Below are 17,748 nucleotides of genomic sequence, written 5' to 3' on the forward strand. Positions count from 1 at the left end.
ACCGGGATGGACGCACCGCTGGTGTACCAGTTGTCTTGCCAAAGGCATCGCTGGGTAGCTATGTGCGGACGGGATAAGTGCTGAAAGCATCTAAGCATGAAGCCCCCCTCAAGATGAGATTTCCCATAGCGTCAAGCTAGTAAGATCCCTGAAAGATGATCAGGTTGATAGGTCAGAGGTGGAAGCGTGGCAACATGTGGAGCTGACTGATACTAATCGATCGAGGACTTAACCAATATTAAGATTACCTCGTTTTTACGAAAACTTCTTCTGTATTATCTAGTTTTGAGGGAACGATCTCTCAAGTAAATAGTCTGGCAATAATGGCGAGAAGGTCACACCCGTTCCCATCCCGAACACGGAAGTTAAGCTTCTCAGCGCCGATGGTAGTTGGGGGCTGTCCCCCTGTGAGAGTAGGACGTTGCCAGGCAATTAGGAAGACAGCCTATAGTGGGTTGTCTTTTTTGTTTTTTAAATCACCTCTATACTCCAAATGGTAAATATAATGATTAAAGTGGAAAATAAATGCCCAAGCGGAAAATAAAAAACTCCTTACCATAAACGCCAATCAACTCTCCCAAAAACCCCCTCAATTTATTCCAAGAAGAAAATAAAACAATCTAAATGGCAAAGATAATACCAATATCTTAATATTTTAAAAGTCCTACCCTTCTCCCAAAATTACTGGAATATCTATGAAATGAGGAACTTATCATGAATAATAGAAAAAAGAAAATGAATTTTAAAGTACAAGAAAATGAAACGATTGAAGAATGCCTAAGCCGGATCAAGAATCAGGGATACTTTCCGATCCGACGAACAGAAAAACCTATTTTTAAAGAAATCATCGCGGGGAAGGAAGTCTCTTATGAACCCGTTGGAAGACAAATCATATTTGAAGCACAATTAATGGAAAAAAACGAACAATAAATTTAATATTACGAAAATTGTTCGTTTTTATTGACCGTTACCCATATTACTTGTTAATATAAAGATAACAAATTAATAAGAAATACCCTCGTATAATAATGGGAATATGGCCCATAAGTCTCTACCCGATTACCGTAAATAATTGGACTATGAGGGGAAGCGGAATACCAGAAATGGGTCTCATTTGATGGTGTTTTTCTGTTCCGAATTAACAGCCCGGGCAGCTGCTTTCTCTCATATATTTTTGAGGGAAGGTACCTGTTTCAGGGCTTTTTATATTGGAGGGAGAAAAATGGAACCGAAAGCAGCAGTTATCATGGGGAGCAAGTCCGATTGGGAAACGATGAAGCATGCATGCGAAATGTTGGATAGATTAGAAATTTCATATGAAAAAAAGGTTGTCTCCGCACATCGGACACCGGATTTAATGTTTGAATATGCAGCAACAGCTAGACAAAGAGGAATAAAGGTCATTATTGCCGGGGCTGGAGGTGCAGCCCATCTGCCAGGGATGGTTGCCGCCAAAACTACATTACCTGTAATTGGCGTTCCCGTTCAATCGAAAGCATTAAATGGTTTGGACTCTCTTTTATCGATTGTGCAAATGCCTTCAGGAGTACCTGTTGCGACCGTCGCCATTGGAAAAGCAGGTGCAGCGAATGCCGGATTACTTGCAGCCCAGATCTTATCGGTAACAGAACCAATTCTAACAGAGCGTTTAGAAAAATTCAGGCAGGAAGCAAAAGCTGCCGCAATAGAAAGCAGTGATGAACTTGTCTAAAAAAGTTACATTACCAGGACAGACGATTGGCATTATTGGTGGAGGACAGCTTGGAAGAATGATGGCCCTTTCCGCGAAAGCAATGGGTTATCGAATTGCTGTCCTTGATCCAAATGAGGATTCACCTTGTGGTCAAGTAGCTGATAAGAAGGTAGTGGCAGCTTACGATGATTTGGAGGCAATTAAAAGCTTAGCAGATATAAGTGACGTGATAACCTACGAATTTGAAAACATAGATTCCACTGCGTTAGCTTGGCTTTGTCAGAACGCATATGTCCCACAGGGAAAAGCCTTACTGGAAATTACCCAGGATCGGATTAAGGAAAAAGGGGCAATTGTAAGGGCCGGCGTTCAAGTGGCTCCATATGCCGTGATTGACAACATAAGTGACATATATGAAAATATCGAACAGCTCGGTTATCCTGCTGTGTTAAAAACAGCTCGCGGCGGTTACGATGGAAAAGGTCAATTTATTTTAAAAGAGAGACATGAAATTGAAAAAGGAGCACACCTGCTTGATCACGGTCAGTGCATATTAGAAAAATGGATCTCTTTTAAAAAAGAAATTTCTGTTATTATTACTAGGAACTCAAACCTGGAGACTACAGTCCTTCCGGTTGCGGAAAACATTCATATAGATAATATTCTCCATCAGACCATTGTACCAGCGAGAATCTCGAAAACGGCAGAAGAGCAGGCCATCCGTTTTGCACACCAGCTTGCAGAAGCTTTTCAACTAACCGGGACACTTGCCGTCGAAATGTTTTTAACGGAGGGGGATGAGCTTTACATTAATGAGCTTGCCCCAAGACCGCATAATTCTGGCCATTATTCAATTGAAGCTTGTGAAACATCACAATTTGAACAGCATATCAGAGCGGTATGCAACCTGCCTTTAGGGAATCCAAGGCTATTAAAACCAGCAATTATGGTCAATATATTAGGAGAACATCAAAAGCCCTTGTTAGAAAAGCTGCCGGAAATCGCTGACTGGAAAGTTCATTTGTACGGAAAACAGGAAGCAAAGACAAAAAGAAAAATGGGTCATGTTACGATTCTGTGTGAATCTGTAGAGGATGCTGTACAGGAAGCTGCAGCGAGTGGCATTTGGGAAGAAAAAAATTTGGAGGCTATAAAATGATTGATCGTTATACAAGACCAGAAATGGGTGCAATTTGGACCGAGGAAAACCGATTCTACGCCTGGCTCGAGGTTGAAATTCTTGCCTGTGAAGCGTGGGCTGAACTAGGGGATATTCCAAAGGAGGATGTTAAAAAGCTTCGCGAAAATGCCTCCTTCAATATTGAAAGAATTAAAGAAATTGAAGAAGAAACAAGACATGATGTTGTTGCGTTTACCCGTGCCGTATCGGAAACACTCGGAGAAGAACGCAAATGGGTTCATTACGGTTTAACATCAACAGACGTAGTGGATACAGCTCTTTCTTATCTATTAAAGCAGGCCAATGCCATCTTACAAAAGGATTTAGAGAACTTCATTGAAATTCTAAAAAACAAAGCAAAAGAGCATAAGTTTACTGTCATGATGGGTCGGACTCATGGGGTTCATGCTGAACCAACTACTTTTGGTTTGAAGCTTGCTCTTTGGTATGAAGAAATGAAGCGTAATCTTGAACGTTTTAAGCAAGCGGCAGCTGGAATTGAATTCGGAAAAATTTCCGGTGCAGTGGGCACATATGCCAATATTAATCCGTTCGTTGAACAATATGTTTGTGAAAAGCTCGGCTTGCAGAGTGCACCAATTTCGACGCAAACCCTGCAGCGTGACCGTCATGCCCACTATATGGCAACACTTGCGTTGATTGCGACTTCAATTGAAAAGTTTGCAGTGGAAGTGCGCGGATTGCAAAAAAGTGAAACACGTGAAGTGGAAGAATTTTTTGCTAAGGGGCAAAAAGGATCATCGGCTATGCCTCATAAACGAAATCCAATCGGATCAGAGAATATGACTGGGATAGCCCGCGTTATTCGCGGCTATATGCTGACAGCCTATGAAAATGTACCGCTTTGGCATGAACGTGACATTTCCCATTCTTCTGCAGAACGAATTATTTTACCTGATGCGACGATTGGTTTAAATTACATGCTAAATCGCTTCGGCAACATTATCAAAAACTTGACGGTATACCCAGAGAACATGAAGCGAAATATGGACCGGACGCTTGGCTTGATCTATTCACAGCGCGTGCTTCTTGCCCTGATTGATAAAGGATTGTCCCGCGAAGAAGCATATGACACAGTCCAGCCAAAAGCAATGGAGGCTTGGGAAAAACAAGTTCCATTCCGTGAATTGGTGGAGGCTGAATCTAAAATTACCAGCCTGCTTTCCCCGGAAGAAATTGCGGACTGTTTCGATTATAACTACCACCTGCAGCATGTTGATACGATTTTTGACCGGTTAGGCCTAAATTAATATAGGAGGGGCGTCCATAGCCCCTCTATCCTAAAATTAATATTCCCAATATTTCGAAATCTGGAGGCGTTCTTGATGAAAGAACTACTGTACGAAGGAAAAGCGAAAAAAATATATAAAACGGATGATGAACTTACTGTTCTGGTTGAGTATAAGGATTCAGCAACAGCTTATAACGGAGTGAAGAAGGCGAATATTGCCGGAAAAGGTCGTTTAAATAACGAGATTACTAGTTTGCTATTTTTAAAGCTGAAGGAAAGCGGGATTGACTCTCATTTTGTCGAACGGATTTCCGAAACAGAACAACTGGTTAAAAAGGTAACAATTATCCCGCTTGAAACAGTGGTGCGAAATGTAGCTGCCGGCAGCTTTTCAAAAAGATTGGGTGTTGAGGAAGGTAAGGCATTAAAGGCGCCGATTGTGGAGTTTTATTTGAAAAATGACGATCTCGGGGACCCGCTTATGACTGTTGACCATATTCTTGAACTGGATTTGGCTACACCGGAAGAAATCGAAATTTTAAAGAAAAAGGCTTTAGATGTTGATGCAGTTTTAACGGAATTTTTTAACGGGCTTGGCATTCGTTTAATCGATTTTAAACTGGAGTTCGGAAAAGACCATCAGGGTCAAATTTTGCTGGCAGATGAAATATCCCCTGACACCTGCAGATTGTGGGATAAAGAGACGAATCAAAAGCTGGATAAGGACGTATTCCGACGTGATCTTGGAAGTTTAACAGATGCCTATGAAACTATTTTAGCGAGACTGGGAGGACATCAGCATGTATAAAGTAAAGGTGTATGTAACGTTAAGAGAGAGTGTATTAGACCCACAGGGGAAAGCTGTAACGAATTCTCTTCATTCATTAAACTACAAGCAAGTGGCCGATGTTCGTATCGGTAAATATATGGAACTAACGATTGAAAAGTCAGAGCGCGACATTGATGACGTGGTAAATGAAATTTGCACCAACCTTTTAGCAAATCCAGTCATTGAAGACTACCGTTATGAAGTAGAGGAGGTAGTTACCCAGTGAAGTTTGCGGTAATCGTCTTTCCAGGATCCAATTGTGATATTGACATGTACCATGCGATTAAAGATGAGCTTGGGGAAGAGGTTGAATATGTTTGGCATGATGCCAAAAGCTTGAATGAGTTTGACGGAGTCCTGCTGCCGGGAGGCTTTTCTTATGGAGATTACTTGCGCTGTGGAGCGATCGCGCGTTTCAGCAATGTGATGAAAGAAGTAGTAAAAGCAGCAGAAGCTGGAAAACCGATCCTTGGTGTTTGCAACGGATTCCAAATCCTTCTTGAAGCAGGCCTGCTCCCGGGTGCATTGAGACGGAATGAAAGCTTATCCTTTATTTGCAAGCCAGTAGAATTAAAGGTTGAAAACAATCAAACCATGTTCTCTGCAGGTTATCAGGAGGGTGAAACCATCACCATCCCGGTGGCGCACGGCGAAGGAAATTATTATTGCGATGAAGAGACTTTGGCAAAATTAAAGGCCAATAACCAAATCGTATTTACGTATCGTGAAAATCCGAATGGAAGCTTGGAAGATATTGCTGGGATCATCAATGAAAAAGGGAATGTCCTTGGAATGATGCCCCATCCTGAAAGAGCAGTTGACGAGCTTTTAGGCGGTGCGGATGGATTGAAATTATTTCAATCGATTGTAAAGACTTGGAGGGAAACACATGTTGTTAACGCGTGAACCAAATCCGAACGAGATTAAAGCAGAAAAAGTATATCAGCAAATGGGTTTGTCCGATGAAGAATTTACAATGATTGAAAATATTCTTGGGCGTACACCGAATTATACGGAAACAGGGCTCTTTTCCGTTATGTGGTCGGAACACTGCAGCTATAAAAATTCCAAGCCTGTTCTTAGAAAATTCCCGGTTACCGGAGAGCATGTTCTTCAGGGACCTGGTGAAGGAGCTGGAATTGTCGACATCGGCGACGGGCAGGCGGTTGTATTTAAAATTGAAAGCCATAACCATCCGTCTGCTATTGAACCGTATCAAGGGGCGGCAACGGGTGTCGGCGGAATCATCCGCGATGTTTTTTCAATGGGGGCTCGTCCCATCGCTCTATTAAACTCACTTCGTTTCGGTGAACTTGATTCTGCAAGAGTCCGCTACTTATTTAAAGAAGTAGTCGCTGGAATTGCCGGCTATGGAAACTGTATTGGAATTCCAACTGTCGGCGGGGAAATTCAATTTGAATCATGCTATGAAGGAAATCCATTAGTGAATGCCATGTGTGTCGGCCTGATCGATCATAAGGATATCAAAAAAGGGCAGGCACACGGCGCCGGCAATACCGTGATGTATGTGGGGGCGAAGACAGGGCGCGACGGAATTCATGGGGCAACCTTTGCTTCAGAAGAATTAACCGAGCAATCCAGTGAAGACCGCCCGGCTGTTCAAGTCGGAGATCCATTCATGGAAAAATTGCTGCTAGAGGCATGCTTGGAGCTTATTCAATCCGATGCTCTTGTTGGGATACAGGATATGGGGGCTGCAGGGCTCGTAAGTTCTTCTGCTGAAATGGCCAGTAAAGCCGGAATGGGTATCGAGATGAATTTGGACCTCGTTCCACAGCGCGAGACAGGGATGACAGCCTATGAAATGATGCTTTCCGAATCGCAGGAACGGATGCTGATCGTCGTGAAAAAGGGAAGAGAACAAGAAATCGTCGACCTTTTTGAAAAGTATGGTTTAGAGGCAGTTGCAATTGGAACGGTAACCAGTGATAAACAGCTCCGCTTGATTCATAACGGTGAAATGGTGGCGGATGTTCCGGCTGATGCATTAGCAGAGGATGCGCCGGTTTACCAAAAGCCATCTAAAGAGCCCGGCTATTTTGCAGAATTCCAGGCGATGGAAAATGAAGTGCCACAGGTTGATGATTTGAAAGAGACACTTCTAAACATCCTAAGTCAACCGACTGTTGCCAGCAAAGAATGGGTTTATGAACAATATGACTATATGGTTCGAACAAACACGGTTGTGGCACCAGGATCGGATGCTTCCATTGTCAGGATTCGCGGAACCCGTAAGGCCTTGGCGATGACAACGGATTGTAATTCCCGCTATGTGTACTTAGACCCGGAAACGGGCGGAAAGATTGCTGTTGCTGAAGCTGCCCGGAACATTGTTTGTTCAGGTGCAGAGCCATTAGCAATTACGGACAATCTAAACTTCGGCAACCCGGAAAAACCGGAAGTTTTCTGGCAGATTGAAAAAGCAGCGGACGGCATGAGTGAAGCCTGCCGAACTCTTCAAACACCGGTCATTGGCGGAAATGTCTCCTTATATAATGAAACAAGCGGAACGGCTATTTATCCAACACCAGTCGTGGGAATGGTTGGTTTAGTTACAGATCTTGATCATATTACAACCCAGCATTTTAAAAATAGCGGCGATTTGATTTATCTTGTCGGGGAAACGAAAGATGAGTTTGGCGGCAGTGAATTGCAAAAGCTGGTTCATGGACGAATTTTCGGAAAAGCCCCTGAATTAAATGTAATCGTGGAAAAAGAAAGACAGGATCAAATTCTTGCGGCCATCCGTGCCGGTCTGGTGCAATCGGCGCACGACCTCTCAGAAGGCGGTTTAGCTGTCGCATTATCAGAGTCACTTTTCAACGAGACCCATGGAGCAACGGTTGAAATTAAAGGAAATTCAGTTACCGCTTTATTTAGTGAAACGCAATCCCGCTTTCTCGTAACGGTTAAAAAAGAACATCAAGCTGAGTTTGAAAGCTTAGTAGCGGCTAACTTGATTGGTGAAGTCAATGATTCAGCTGTCCTTAAGGTTATGAATGGAAATAACCCTGTACTTGAAGCTGATATTAACGAATTAAAAACGGCCTGGAAAGGAGCCATCCCATGCTTACTGAAATCAAGGGATTAAATGAAGAGTGCGGAATCTTTGGAGTTTGGGGACATAAAGACGCAGCACAGCTCACCTATTACGGTCTTCATAGTCTCCAGCATCGCGGCCAAGAGGGTACGGGCATCGTTGTGACAGATGGAATAACGCTTAAAGGGGTAAAAGGGGAAGGACTAGTTTCTGAGATTTTTACCGCCGATGCCATGAAAGAATTAACAGGAACCGGAGCAATTGGACATGTCCGCTATGCTACCGCGGGGGGCGGGGGTTATGAAAATGTACAGCCCCTTTTGTTCCATTCACAAAGCGGGAGCCTTGCTCTTGCCCATAATGGAAATCTCGTAAACGTTAATTCTCTTAAACACCAGCTTGAAGCACAGGGTAGTATTTTTCAAACCAGCTCGGATACCGAGGTATTGGCTCATTTGATGAAAAGAAGCGGATATTCGAATACAACAGATCGGGCTAAAAATGCCCTTTCCATGTTAAAAGGCGCGTACGCCTACTTAATCATGACGGAAACGGAATTATTGGTCGCTCTTGATCCGCATGGTCTTCGCCCGCTTTCACTTGGATGTCTCGGAGATGCCTATGTAGTGGCATCGGAAACATGTGCCTTTGATGTTGTCGGGGCGGAGTATATTCGCGATATCATGCCAGGAGAACTGTTGATCATTAACGATAATGGCTTGACATCGGACCGCTTTTCACTAAGTACAACAAAAGCTATATGTACAATGGAATATATTTATTTTTCAAGACCGGATAGTAATATTCAAGGCATCAACGTTCATACTGCCCGCAAAAATTTAGGGAAAAGATTGGCGATTGAGGCACCGATTGAAGCAGATGTAGTGACAGGAGTCCCTGATTCCAGCATCTCAGCCGCGATAGGCTATGCGGAAGCTTCCGGTATCCCGTATGAAATGGGGTTAATTAAAAACCGTTATGTCGGCAGAACGTTCATCCAACCTTCGCAGTCATTAAGGGAGCAAGGGGTGAAAATGAAGCTGTCGCCAGTTCGGGGTGTGGTTGAAGGGAAGCGTGTCATCATGGTGGATGATTCCATTGTAAGAGGGACGACGAGCAGGCGGATTGTCAATATGTTAAAGGATGCCGGTGCTACGGAAGTTCATGTGGTCATCAGCTCGCCGCCGATTAAAAATCCTTGTTTCTATGGAATTGATACCTCTTCGAAGGAAGAATTAATTGCTTCGGATAAATCGGTGGAGGAAATCCGTGAGCTCATCGGAGCCGATTCGCTAACATTTTTAAGCGTTGAGGGAATGATTGAAGCCATTGGTAAAAAAGAAGGCGGCGGAACAAACGGATATTGCCTTGGATGCTTTACAGGAAATTACCCAACTGAAATTTATCCCGATACACTCCAATATTATTATCAGAAATAAGAGGGGGGAATGAATGTGGCTAACGCATATAAACAAGCAGGCGTAAACATCGAAGCAGGGTATGAAGCGGTTTCGAGAATGAAAAAGCATGTTCAAAAAACAGCAAGAGCTGGTGTAATGGGAAGCTTAGGCGGATTTGGCGGAATGTTTGATTTATCGACTCTTAATCTAAAGGAACCTGTTCTGGTTTCCGGAACTGATGGAGTCGGAACGAAGCTGATGATTGCTTTTTGGCTGGACCAGCACGAGACAATCGGAATTGATGCTGTCGCAATGTGTGTTAATGATATCGTCGTACAGGGAGCGGAGCCGATCTATTTTCTCGATTATATTGCATGCGGAAAAGCCATTCCTGAAAAAATAGAGGCGATTGTCAAAGGAATTTCGGATGGTTGTGAACAGGCAGGCTGTGCCCTTATCGGCGGAGAAACAGCGGAAATGCCTGGTTTATATAAAGAAAACGAGTACGATCTTGCTGGCTTTTCTGTTGGTGCCTGTGAAAAATCAAAATTAGTCACAGGGGAAACCATTCAGCCGGGGGATGTCCTGATCGGTTTGGGTTCAAGCGGCATCCACAGCAATGGCTATTCGCTAGTCAGAAAGGTTTTTGAAAATTGGTCGTTAACCGAGTATGTTGACGAGCTTGGCTGCACCTTAGGGGAAGAGTTACTCAAGCCAACTAAAATCTATGTGAAATCGATCTTGGCTGCCTTGAAAAAATTCAATATTAAGGGGATGTCACATATCACCGGCGGAGGATTTATTGAAAATATTCCACGGATGCTGCCGGCGGGTCTTGGAGCCGAACTGAATGAAAGGAATTGGTCCATTCCTTCCGTGTTTAAGCTGATTTCTGCTCTTGGACAAATTGACCAGCAAGAGATGTATAATATTTTTAATATGGGAATTGGCATGGTAATAGCTGTCGACAAGGAAATGGCATCCGAAGTGATTGAACATTTCACGCAATGTGGAGAAACTGCTTACCAAATCGGTGTTGTGACTGAAACAGAAGGAATCAACATCACCCTTGCTGGAGGAAGAAAATGAAAAAAATCGCTATATTTGCATCAGGCAGCGGAAGCAATTTTCAAGCTATTGTTGATCTTATTCAAACAGGGGAACTTGAGGCCGACGTTTCACTTTTAGTGTGTGACAAACCTGGTGCTCTTGTGGTCGAACGGGCAAATGCCGCCAGAATTCCGAGCTTCGTTTTTCATGCAAAGGATTATGCCTGCAAGGAAGACTATGAAAAGGAAATCTTAGAGGAGCTAACAAGAGTGGGAGTCGAATATGTTGTGCTGGCAGGCTATATGAGGCTGATTGGTCCTACGTTATTAGAGGCTTTTCGAGGAAAGATGGTCAACATCCATCCATCATTGCTTCCGGAATTTCCAGGTAAAGATGCGATTGGGCAGGCTCTGGCGGCAAAAGCAGCATGGAGCGGAGTCACCGTTCATTTTGTCGATGAAGGAATGGATACTGGGCCCATCATCATCCAGGAGAGGGTAAAAGTAGCTGAAAATGAAACACGAGACAGCCTGCAAAGAAAAATTCAATCAATCGAACATAAGCTATATCCAACCATCCTGCAATTGCTGCTAACTCAAGGAGGAATTATTCATGGCAAAAAAGCGAGCGCTTATTAGTGTTTCTGATAAAAGCGGAATTATTGATCTTGCGAAAGAACTCGTCAATCTCGGCTTTGAAATCATTTCGACAGGTGGAACTAAAAAAGCACTTCACGAACAAGGAGTACCCGTCCTTAGTGTCAGTGATGTGACCGGATTCCCGGAAATTTTAGAAGGACGGGTCAAAACGTTAAATCCGTTCATTCATGGCGGCCTGTTGGCAAAACAGGATGATCTCTCCCATCGAAGCCAGCTGAAAGAGCACGGGATTGAGCCGATCCAATTGGTTTGTGTGAATCTTTATCCATTCCAGCAGACCATTGAAAAACCGGATGTAACCGTCGCCGATGCCATTGAAAATATTGATATTGGCGGCCCGACCATGCTCAGGGCTTCAGCAAAAAATCATCAATATGTAACAGTGGTTGTGGACCCTGCTGATTATCAAACCGTCATTTCCGAATTAAAAGCCGATGGCCAAACTAGTCTTGAGACAAGAAGAAAGCTTGCAGCAAAGGTGTTCCGTCACACGGCTGCCTATGATGCGCTGATTGCTGAATATATGACGGACCTTGCTCAAGAGGAAAAACCGGAGAAGTTAACGGTTACTTATGAATTAAAGCAATCTCTCCGTTACGGAGAAAATCCTCATCAAAAAGCATCCTTTTATCAAAAACCTCTTGGGTCAAAGTTCTCGATTGCCAATGCCGAACAGCTTCATGGTAAAGAGCTTTCCTATAATAATATCAATGATGCTGACGCGGCACTGCAAATTGTCAAGGAGTTTTCAGAACCGGCAGCTGTAGCAGTGAAGCATATGAACCCATGCGGGGTCGGTACGGGCAAAACGGTATTTGAAGCTTTTGAAAAAGCTTTTGCTGCCGATCCGGTATCAATTTTTGGCGGAATCATTGCGTTTAACCAGGAAGTCGATGCAAAAACGGCAGAAAAGCTTCATGAGATCTTCTTGGAAATCATTATTGCCCCTTCCTTCTCGGAAGAAGCACGTACGATTTTAACAGGGAAAAAGAATCTTCGTCTTTTAACAATCCCATTTGAACAAGCCAATAAGGCAGAAGTGAAGATGACAACCATTGAAGGCGGACTGCTCGTTCAGGACCAAGACCGCTTTACATTAGAAGATGCCGACATCACTATCCCGACAAAAAGACAGCCGACGGAAGTAGAATGGGAATCGTTAAAGCTTGGCTGGAAGGTTGTTAAACACGTGAAGTCGAATGCGATTGTGGTCGCGAAGGAAGACATGACGATTGGAATTGGCGCAGGTCAGATGAACCGGGTTGGCGCTGCGGAAATTGCCCTTAAACAAGCAGGCGTTCATGCAAATGGAGCAGGACTTGCATCAGATGCCTTTTTCCCAATGAATGATACAGTAGAAGCAGCCGCTAAAGCTGGAATAACGGCAATTATTCAACCGGGCGGTTCGATTCGTGATGAAGATTCAATTAAGAAAGCTGACGAATATGGCATTGCCATGGTATTCACGGGTGTAAGACATTTCAAACACTAATCGGGGTGAGGGTTTTGAAGGTTTTAATAATTGGCCGAGGCGGAAGAGAGCATGCGATTTGCCGTAAAGTTCGTGAAAGCTTACTAGTCGATCAAGTATTTGCTGCTCCCGGAAATCCAGGAATGGTCGATGTGGCAGAATTGGTTTCCATTGAGGAATCAGAGCATCAAAGACTAATTGAATTTGCAAAGGAACAAGGCGTTGCGCTGACGATTATCGGGCCGGAAGTCCCGCTGCTGGCGGGTCTTGCCGATCAATTTATGGAAGCTGGCCTGCAAGTATTCGGTCCTCAAAAGGCTGCAGCGGAAATTGAAGGTAGCAAATCGTTTGCGAAAGCATTAATGAAAAAATATCAGATACCCACCGCGGATTATGCGGTCTTTACTTCCTTTGAGGAAGCGAGGGAATATGTTGAAGCAAAAGGCGCACCGATTGTCATAAAAGCAGATGGGTTGGCCGCCGGTAAAGGTGTCACCGTGGCCATGACTAAACAGGAGGCGCTGGAAAGTCTGGAAGAGATGCTTGTCGGCGCCAAGTTCGGGGCTGCTTCCTCTCAGGTGGTCATCGAGGAGTTTTTGAGCGGGGAAGAATTTTCTTTGATGGCTTTTGTAAATGGGGAAGTGGTCGTCCCGTTACAAATCGCTCAGGACCATAAGCGGGCCTTTGATGGCGATCTCGGTCCCAATACTGGGGGAATGGGCGCCTATTCACCGGTGCCTCAGATTAGTGATGAGATGGTTCAAACGGCTGTCGAAACCGTTCTTAAGCCTGCTGCAAAAGCAATGGCAGCGGAGAACCGCCATTTTTGCGGGATTTTATATGCGGGTTTAATAGCAACAGTTGATGGGCCTAAAGTCATTGAATTTAACGCAAGGTTTGGCGACCCGGAAACACAGGTTATTTTACCCCGATTAAAATCGGATTTAGTTCAAACCATTTTAGAACTTTTGGATGGTCAATCGCCTGAGCTTGAATGGACGGAGCAGGCCATGGTGGGTGTTGTTGTCGCTGCCAAGGGCTACCCGGAGTCCTATGAAAAGGGCGCTGTGCTAAAAGGATTATCGGATATCGATGATTCTGTCTATGTTTTTCATGCGGGAACCTCTTTAAATGAGTCGAGCGAGTATGTTACAGCCGGCGGACGGGTACTACTAACCGGTGCACTCGCCGACAGTCTGCAGGGGGCGCAGGAAAAAGTGTATATAGAGCTGGAAAAACTGCATTGTGAAGGTGTTTTTTACCGGAAGGATATCGGAGCAAAGGCTTTTAGCAGCAAGATAATCAACTAATCAGACTGGCCAATATTTGGCCAGTCTTTATTGTTTTTCCTTTACCCATTGAGAGGAAAAAACTGACTCGGCGGTAAAAGGAAAGTGGTTGCTTTGCCCGTGAAGAAGAAAAAGGAGCTTCCGCGGGTAAAGCAGAGCTGTTGCATTGCCCGTGGAGGAGAAAAAGGAGCTGCCGCGGTTAAAGCAGAGGCGTTGCATTGCCCGCGGATGAGAAAAAAGAGCTGCTGCGGGTAAAGCAGAGCTGTTGCATTGCCCGTGGAGGGGAAAAAGGAGCTGCCGCGGTTAAAGCAGACCCGTTGCATTGCCCGAGAAGAGGGAAAACGAGCTTGGGCGGTCAAAGCAGAGCCGTTGCATTGCCCGCAAAGAAGAAAAAAGCATACCAGCGGTAAAAGGAAAGGAGTTGTATTGCCCATAAAGAAGAAAAAACCCTTTCCTCGGTAAAAGGAAAGGGCAATCCTAATAGAAAGCGTCCTTATGACGGGTTATATGGAAGGACTTCTTCTTCACCCAGATTTGTTAACCCTTCCAATCCATCCATTGAATCGGCTTCGTGAATTGTCTCTGTGGTGTTTTGGTTTTGATCCTGCACCATACATTGGTATTTTTCAAGAAGCGCTGTAACAGGACAAAAACGGACAATTCCTTCTGCCACCTTCATCGCACCACACAAAGCAACTAAAAGGTACGAGTCTCTCCACGGTTTTTTAACAAGCTTGGCCGTTACCCATGCAAGAGTTGTCAGTCCAAAGGTAATTCGTATTAAGGAATTCAAAATCCCAATATTCGGTTTGATATTCATTTTGTTCACTCCTTCACAAAATCTTTACAAAATTTATCAACTCTTTACTGCTTTACATTGCGAAATATGTTAGTATAAATACAAATGGAATTTTGTAAGGGTTTTCATTATGATTAAATCAATCTTTTTATAGATAAATAGATTTTGAAGAGGGAGGGATATCGTATGCTGGAACAACGTTACCGATGGAAAAATAAAAATTTACGCATGCATGTATCCGTTTTGGATGGAAAAATTTCACCCACTATTTTATTGAAAAATGCCTTGTATTTAAATCAGACATTTCGCCAATGGATGAGAGCGAATATTTGGATCTATGAAGACCGCATCGTATATGTTGGCGAAAAATTACCGACATATCTGAAGAATTGCGAAGTAATTGACTGCACGAATGAAATTCTTGTTCCAGGATATATTGAACCGCATGCCCACCCGTTTCAATTATATAATCCCCATTCATTCGCGGCCTATGCATCGCAGACTGGTACGACAACATTAATTAATGACAATATGACCATCATGATGAATTTGAAAAAAAGGGAAGCCTTTGCCCTGTTACGGGAATTAAGGACGATACCGGTTACCATGTTTTGGTGGAGCCGCTTTGATGCGCAGACGGAAATCTTAAATGAAGAAGAGGTTTTTTCCAATAGCAATATCAAATTATGGCTGGAGCATGACGCTGTCCTCCAAGGCGGAGAATTAACGGGATGGCCGAAATTGCTGGATGGCGATGATATGATGCTTCATTGGATGCAGGAAACCAAACGGATGCGCAAGCGAATCGAAGGTCATTTTCCGGGTGCTTCTGAAAAAACATTGGCCAAAATGATGCTGTTCGGAGCAGATTGTGATCACGAAGCAATGACCGGAAAAGAGGTATATGACCGTTTAATGCAGGGATATATGGTGTCATTGCGGTACTCATCCATTCGTCCGGATCTGCCTGTGCTTTTAGATGAAATGAAAGATTTGGGAATCGAAGCGTATGACCGTCTGACCTTCACAACGGATGGTTCGACATCCAATTTTTACGAGCCAGGAATTATTGATGAAATGATCAGAATAGCGATTGACAAAGGGGTACCGATTATAGATGCCTACAATATGGCAACTGTCAATGTGGCCAGATATTATAACATTGAACATCTGCATGGCAGTATTGCCACCGGACGAGTCGCGAATATCAACTTTTTATCAAGCATCGAAAATCCAACTCCTGTATCTGTTCTTGCTAAAGGGGAATGGGTCAAACGGGATGGAAAAGATATGAATGCTTTTACTCCTGTTACTTGGGATTATTATGGCTTAAAGCCTTTGGAATTAGATTGGGATTTATCGATGGATGATTTGCAATTTTCCATGCCATTTGGGATTGAAATGACCAATTCCGTTATTACGAAGCCGTATTCTATCTCCATTGACGTTTCGTCGGATGAACTCTCAATGGATCATAATGAATGCTTTTTTACCTTAATTGACCGAAACGGGAAATGGAGAATCAATACAATGTTAAAGGGATTTGCAAGTAAATTATCAGCATTGGCCAGCTCGTTTTCCAATACCGGAGATATTATCTTAATCGGAAAAAGCAAACAGGATTTGATTACGGCCTTTAACCGAATGAAGGAATTGGGCGGCGGTATCGTCGTGGTGGAAAATAGTCAAACCGTATGTGAGCTGCCGCTACCTTTAGGAGGCATTATGACCGACGTGCCTGTAACGGAACTGATGAAGCAAGAAAAAAGGCTGCTGGAAGTGCTGCGCGAATATGGATATGCGTTTGCGGATCCTGTTTACAGCTTGCTGTTCTTTTCTTCCACCCATTTACCATATATACGGATCACCCAACAGGGAATGTATGATGTCATGAATAAAACAGTACTCTTTCCGTCGATAATGCGTTAAAATGTAATCGTATTAAAGAAGTAAAGTAAAATGGCTTTTATTCCTAAAGGGATCAGAGGTGTTTAATCGATGAAAAAGTGGCTTGTTGCTGCGGCTGCTGTTTTGTTATTGCTTTCCGGCTGTGCTAATAAAGAAACTGCAAAGAAGTCGGTTGATAAAAAACAACAAGTACCAACAGGTGAACAAAAGGGAGCAGTAAAGAATCCATATCCATATTACTATCCTTTAACAGGCAAGGGCTCCCAGACTGAAACAAATGGAAGAGCTGTGGCTGTTATGATTAACAATCACCCTGCTGCGAGACCACAATCGGGCTTAAACAAGGCAGATATTGTCTATGAAATTCTAGCCGAAGGGGATATTACAAGGTTTTTAGCCGTTTTTCAAAGTGAAAAGCCTAATAATATCGGACCGGTACGAAGTTCAAGGGATTATTATATTCGTTTAGCCAAAGGATTAAACGCACTTTACATTGCTCATGGCTATAGTCCGGAGGCAAAAAGAATGTTGCAATCCGGCTATATTGATAATTTAAACGGCATGCAATATGATGGCACATTGTTTCATAGAGCGAGCTTCCGCGTTGCACCCCATAACTCCTATATTACGTATGACAATATTTTAAAAGGTGCGAGGCTTAATCATTATTCAATGGATATTACACCGCCGGCATTTAAATTTATGACAGAAGAAGAAAGCAAAAAAATTACAGGGAACGATGCAAGTTCGGTGAAAATTTCTTATTTCTCGAGTAAAATGTTTGATTGCATTTATCAATTTGATCCAGCAATCAATAAATATAAGCGCTTTCAAGGCGGAGAGCAGACGGTTGATTTAGAAACAAAGCAGCCGATTCTCCTTGATAATCTTTTTATCGTAGAAGCGAACCATCAAATAATCGATAAAAAGGGCCGCCGTACCGTTGACCTTCAATCAGGTGGAAAAGGTTATTTATTGCAGATGGGGAAAGTGAACGAAGTAGAATGGAAAAATGTAAACGGTAGAATTGTTCCAATCAAGAATGGGGAAGAAGTTCCGTTTGTTCAAGGAAAGACATGGGTAAATGTTGTACCGACCAAACCAGGCCTTTCGAAAAGTGTTTCGTTCAATGTGAAATAACTATTTTTCAAAAAAAG

17 protein-coding genes, 2 rRNA genes and 1 riboswitch (1 of these 20 cut by a window edge) are annotated in these 17,748 nt (G+C 43.4%); of the genes, 18 read left to right on the forward strand and 1 reads right to left on the reverse strand.

Features of this window, described 5'->3' with window-relative positions; all coding sequences use genetic code 11:
• The 16 genes from ACZ5XR_RS00185 to ACZ5XR_RS00260 form a co-directional block, all read left to right on the forward strand.
• Positions 1-236 (forward strand): 23S ribosomal RNA (locus tag ACZ5XR_RS00185) (it extends 2,704 nt beyond the left edge of the window).
• Between the two features lie 77 nt (positions 237-313).
• Positions 314-430: ribosomal RNA gene (gene rrf, locus ACZ5XR_RS00190) — 5S ribosomal RNA — on the forward strand.
• Between the two features lie 284 nt (positions 431-714).
• Positions 715-930, forward strand: coding sequence for an NETI motif-containing protein (locus ACZ5XR_RS00195; protein WP_464499731.1), 216 nt, complete (start codon positions 715-717; stop codon positions 928-930).
• Between the two features lie 68 nt (positions 931-998).
• Positions 999-1,100: riboswitch (purine riboswitch) on the forward strand.
• Between the two features lie 122 nt (positions 1,101-1,222).
• Positions 1,223-1,711 carry a 5-(carboxyamino)imidazole ribonucleotide mutase gene (gene purE / locus ACZ5XR_RS00200; RefSeq protein ID WP_464499732.1) on the forward strand — a complete coding sequence of 163 codons (489 nt, stop codon included), beginning with the start codon at positions 1,223-1,225 and terminating at the stop codon, positions 1,709-1,711.
• Complete coding sequence (purK, locus tag ACZ5XR_RS00205; RefSeq protein WP_464499733.1) at positions 1,698-2,852, forward strand: 5-(carboxyamino)imidazole ribonucleotide synthase; 1,155 nt, start codon at positions 1,698-1,700, stop codon at positions 2,850-2,852. Before purE ends, purK begins: the two co-directional genes overlap by 14 nt.
• Positions 2,849-4,144 carry an adenylosuccinate lyase gene (purB, locus tag ACZ5XR_RS00210; RefSeq protein ID WP_464499734.1) on the forward strand — a complete coding sequence of 432 codons (1,296 nt, stop codon included), beginning with the start codon at positions 2,849-2,851 and terminating at the stop codon, positions 4,142-4,144. The genes purK and purB overlap by 4 nt, the downstream gene beginning before the upstream one ends.
• Positions 4,145-4,219: 75 nt before the next feature.
• Positions 4,220-4,933 (forward strand): phosphoribosylaminoimidazolesuccinocarboxamide synthase, encoded by a 714-nt coding sequence (gene purC, locus ACZ5XR_RS00215; RefSeq protein WP_464499735.1) that lies wholly within the window; start codon positions 4,220-4,222, stop codon positions 4,931-4,933.
• A complete protein-coding gene (gene purS / locus ACZ5XR_RS00220) occupies positions 4,926-5,180 on the forward strand; it encodes a phosphoribosylformylglycinamidine synthase subunit PurS (protein ID WP_464499736.1) in 255 nt (84 codons plus the stop codon). The genes purC and purS overlap by 8 nt, the downstream gene beginning before the upstream one ends.
• The gene (gene purQ, locus ACZ5XR_RS00225) at positions 5,177-5,860 is read left to right on the forward strand and encodes a phosphoribosylformylglycinamidine synthase subunit PurQ (protein WP_464499737.1); all 684 of its coding nucleotides are present in this window, start codon (positions 5,177-5,179) and stop codon (positions 5,858-5,860) included. Before purS ends, purQ begins: the two co-directional genes overlap by 4 nt.
• Entirely contained in the window at positions 5,844-8,066 is a 2,223-nt protein-coding gene (gene purL / locus ACZ5XR_RS00230; RefSeq protein ID WP_464499738.1) for a phosphoribosylformylglycinamidine synthase subunit PurL, read from the forward strand. The genes purQ and purL overlap by 17 nt, the downstream gene beginning before the upstream one ends.
• Positions 8,042-9,454, forward strand: coding sequence for an amidophosphoribosyltransferase (gene purF, locus ACZ5XR_RS00235; RefSeq protein WP_464499739.1), 1,413 nt, complete (start codon positions 8,042-8,044; stop codon positions 9,452-9,454). The genes purL and purF overlap by 25 nt, the downstream gene beginning before the upstream one ends.
• Before the next feature lie 15 nt (positions 9,455-9,469).
• Entirely contained in the window at positions 9,470-10,504 is a 1,035-nt protein-coding gene (gene purM / locus ACZ5XR_RS00240) for a phosphoribosylformylglycinamidine cyclo-ligase (protein WP_464499740.1), read from the forward strand.
• On the forward strand, positions 10,501-11,103 hold the full coding sequence (gene purN / locus ACZ5XR_RS00245) for a phosphoribosylglycinamide formyltransferase (protein ID WP_464499741.1): 603 nt from the start codon (positions 10,501-10,503) through the stop codon (positions 11,101-11,103). The genes purM and purN overlap by 4 nt, the downstream gene beginning before the upstream one ends.
• Positions 11,078-12,616 (forward strand): bifunctional phosphoribosylaminoimidazolecarboxamide formyltransferase/IMP cyclohydrolase, encoded by a 1,539-nt coding sequence (gene purH / locus ACZ5XR_RS00250; protein WP_464499742.1) that lies wholly within the window; start codon positions 11,078-11,080, stop codon positions 12,614-12,616. The genes purN and purH overlap by 26 nt, the downstream gene beginning before the upstream one ends.
• 14 nt (positions 12,617-12,630) lie before the next feature.
• Positions 12,631-13,905, forward strand: a complete 1,275-nt coding sequence (gene purD, locus ACZ5XR_RS00255) for a phosphoribosylamine--glycine ligase (RefSeq protein ID WP_464499743.1) — start codon at positions 12,631-12,633, stop codon at positions 13,903-13,905.
• 197 nt (positions 13,906-14,102) lie between these two features.
• Entirely contained in the window at positions 14,103-14,294 is a 192-nt protein-coding gene (locus tag ACZ5XR_RS00260) for a hypothetical protein (protein WP_464499744.1), read from the forward strand.
• 83 nt (positions 14,295-14,377) lie between these two features.
• Here the strand turns inward: ACZ5XR_RS00260 and ACZ5XR_RS00265 are convergent, their stop codons facing one another.
• Positions 14,378-14,704, reverse strand: coding sequence for a YgaP family membrane protein (locus ACZ5XR_RS00265; protein WP_464499745.1), 327 nt, complete (start codon positions 14,702-14,704; stop codon positions 14,378-14,380).
• A gap of 165 nt (positions 14,705-14,869) precedes the next feature.
• Between ACZ5XR_RS00265 and ACZ5XR_RS00270 the strand changes: the two genes are divergently transcribed.
• Positions 14,870-16,612 carry an adenine deaminase C-terminal domain-containing protein gene (locus ACZ5XR_RS00270; protein WP_464499746.1) on the forward strand — a complete coding sequence of 581 codons (1,743 nt, stop codon included), beginning with the start codon at positions 14,870-14,872 and terminating at the stop codon, positions 16,610-16,612.
• A gap of 69 nt (positions 16,613-16,681) precedes the next feature.
• Complete coding sequence (locus tag ACZ5XR_RS00275; RefSeq protein ID WP_464499747.1) at positions 16,682-17,731, forward strand: DUF3048 domain-containing protein; 1,050 nt, start codon at positions 16,682-16,684, stop codon at positions 17,729-17,731.
• Positions 17,732-17,748 lie beyond the last annotated feature (17 nt).

This window comes from Neobacillus sp. Fa239 (genome assembly GCF_055395235.1).

Excerpts from the sequence above, each read along its gene's own strand:
- ACZ5XR_RS00195 (WP_464499731.1), top strand. The coding sequence starts at position 715 with ATGAATAATAGAAAAAAGAAAATGAATTTTAAAGTACAAGAAAATGAA.
- purE (WP_464499732.1), top strand. The coding sequence starts at position 1,223 with ATGGAACCGAAAGCAGCAGTTATCATGGGGAGCAAGTCCGATTGGGAA.
- purK (WP_464499733.1), top strand. The coding sequence starts at position 1,698 with ATGAACTTGTCTAAAAAAGTTACATTACCAGGACAGACGATTGGCATT.
- purB (WP_464499734.1), top strand. The coding sequence starts at position 2,849 with ATGATTGATCGTTATACAAGACCAGAAATGGGTGCAATTTGGACCGAG.
- purC (WP_464499735.1), top strand. The coding sequence starts at position 4,220 with ATGAAAGAACTACTGTACGAAGGAAAAGCGAAAAAAATATATAAAACG.
- purS (WP_464499736.1), top strand. The coding sequence starts at position 4,926 with ATGTATAAAGTAAAGGTGTATGTAACGTTAAGAGAGAGTGTATTAGAC.
- purL (WP_464499738.1), top strand. The coding sequence starts at position 5,844 with ATGTTGTTAACGCGTGAACCAAATCCGAACGAGATTAAAGCAGAAAAA.
- purF (WP_464499739.1), top strand. The coding sequence starts at position 8,042 with ATGCTTACTGAAATCAAGGGATTAAATGAAGAGTGCGGAATCTTTGGA.
- purN (WP_464499741.1), top strand. The coding sequence starts at position 10,501 with ATGAAAAAAATCGCTATATTTGCATCAGGCAGCGGAAGCAATTTTCAA.
- purH (WP_464499742.1), top strand. The coding sequence starts at position 11,078 with ATGGCAAAAAAGCGAGCGCTTATTAGTGTTTCTGATAAAAGCGGAATT.
- ACZ5XR_RS00265 (WP_464499745.1), bottom strand. The coding sequence starts at position 14,704 with ATGAATATCAAACCGAATATTGGGATTTTGAATTCCTTAATACGAATT.
- ACZ5XR_RS00270 (WP_464499746.1), top strand. The coding sequence starts at position 14,870 with ATGCTGGAACAACGTTACCGATGGAAAAATAAAAATTTACGCATGCAT.
- ACZ5XR_RS00275 (WP_464499747.1), top strand. The coding sequence starts at position 16,682 with ATGAAAAAGTGGCTTGTTGCTGCGGCTGCTGTTTTGTTATTGCTTTCC.